We start from the raw sequence: 1645 nt of genomic DNA, 5'->3' as shown, positions 1-1645 counted from the left end.
GACATCGGATCCCAATGACATATATTCCTATGGTTTCGCATTCACGTCCAGTGATCTGGACGGAGCGGTAAAATCGCTTGCGGATATACTGCCCGATATGCTGAGACTGGCTGAGGTGGGGGGGGGGGGAAATCTCTGCCGACTTTTACTTACAAAAACCTGCAGAGATTTATCACAGATCATCAGCCTATTACAGCGTGTTATTACTGCTACGGCAGCGAGGGGGTTCAGGTTGTTCCCGGCGTGCAAATGAGCAAAGAGCAGCTAGAGATAATCAAGCAAAATCCCAAATGGAGCAGAGTAAATGCGCTTAGAGCATAGAAGACTTTTTGGCTTGGAGAATGAGTTTTACAAAGTAGGGCTAGAATCTAGCTTTAGCGATCTCTCAAGCGCGGTGCGTGGGCTTTTGTTTGATGACTTTAGTCCAGAGGGTATTACAAGCTTTCTAAGCTTTCGCTATCCAATTTTGGAGCACACGATGTTTGCAAACTTTCGTGTAAGAAGAGACTCCAAGCTAGACTCTCCCCCAGAATCTAGCTTGCACTTTAGCTATAAAGCCCCTAGCTTGCAGAAAGCTGCCCATATTGCAGAGTATCTCTTGCTAGAGTCTATTGAGAAAAGAGTGGCAAATGCTAGGAAGATAGGTGTATGTTTAAGCGGTGGTCTGGATAGTTCGCTGATTGTAGCGATGTGTAGGGCATTGTATCCACATAGGGAAATTTATACTTATAGTATAGGATTTTATGGTGATGATGAGTTCAAATATGCAAGAAGAGTGGCAAGTAAGTTTGCAAGCAAGCATTATGAAAAAACACTAGGATATGGGAGTTTTTTTGGCAATAATGCGTGGCTAAAGGCACTTATTAAGCAAAAGGCTGCACCCTTACACCCTAATGAGCTGCCCTTAGCGTACGCACTTGCTCAAGCACGCAAGGACTGCTGCGATGTGGTGCTATGTGGTGAAGGGGCTGATGATGTCTTTGGCGGATATTCGCATAATTTAGCACTCTATGCAAGCTATATGGGCAAAGTGGAGAAGTTTTATGCCTATATTTTGGAGCATTATCGCTACTTTTCTCTAGAGAAATCTCGCGCTCTAATCCACGAGAAATATCTAGTTGATGACATACAAATGATCGCCAAAGTTTTTGGTGGCAGTGTGCCAAAAGATATGCGCGATATAATGCTCTACTTTATCCAAGTCTTGCATACAAGAGGGCTTATAGAAAGAGGGGCTAATGCCCTGCGATTTTGTGGTTTTGGCGATGGGTTTGTGTTTTTAGATTCTAGCTTGATTGATTTTGTCAATAGCCTGCCATTTTCCTACAAAGTACATACAAAAACCCCTGTGCAAATGCCACTTAAAGACTATAAAAACTTTAGCGATACGCATTGTGAAAGTAAGTTTTTGCTAAAGAAAATTGCTAAAACTTATCTCCCTAGCTTTATCATCACTAGGCAGAAAAAGGGCTTCCCCGTGCCTTTTGCTCTGTGGGATAAGCAAAAAGCTTTTGATATAAAGCTAGATTCTAGTGTGTTTAAGAGTGATGATCTTAGCTGCTGTAATGCGTGGGAAAAATTTATGATCTATAATCTTAATGCGTTTGTGGAGGTGTTTGGGGCATATCGCGCAGATAAACGGGGG

1 protein-coding gene is annotated in these 1645 nt (G+C 42.7%); it reads left to right on the top strand.

What is annotated here, in order from left to right; genetic code table 11:
- Positions 1-304: 304 nt before the first annotated feature.
- On the top strand, positions 305-1645 hold a 1341-nt coding region (locus tag IKB69_RS09005; protein ID WP_290948533.1), incomplete at its 3' end, for an asparagine synthase C-terminal domain-containing protein.

This window comes from Helicobacter sp., assembly GCF_017502485.1.
In the GTDB taxonomy this organism is placed as follows: Bacteria; Campylobacterota; Campylobacteria; order Campylobacterales; family Helicobacteraceae; genus Helicobacter_B.
This window is presented reverse-complemented; position numbering and strand designations above follow the sequence as displayed.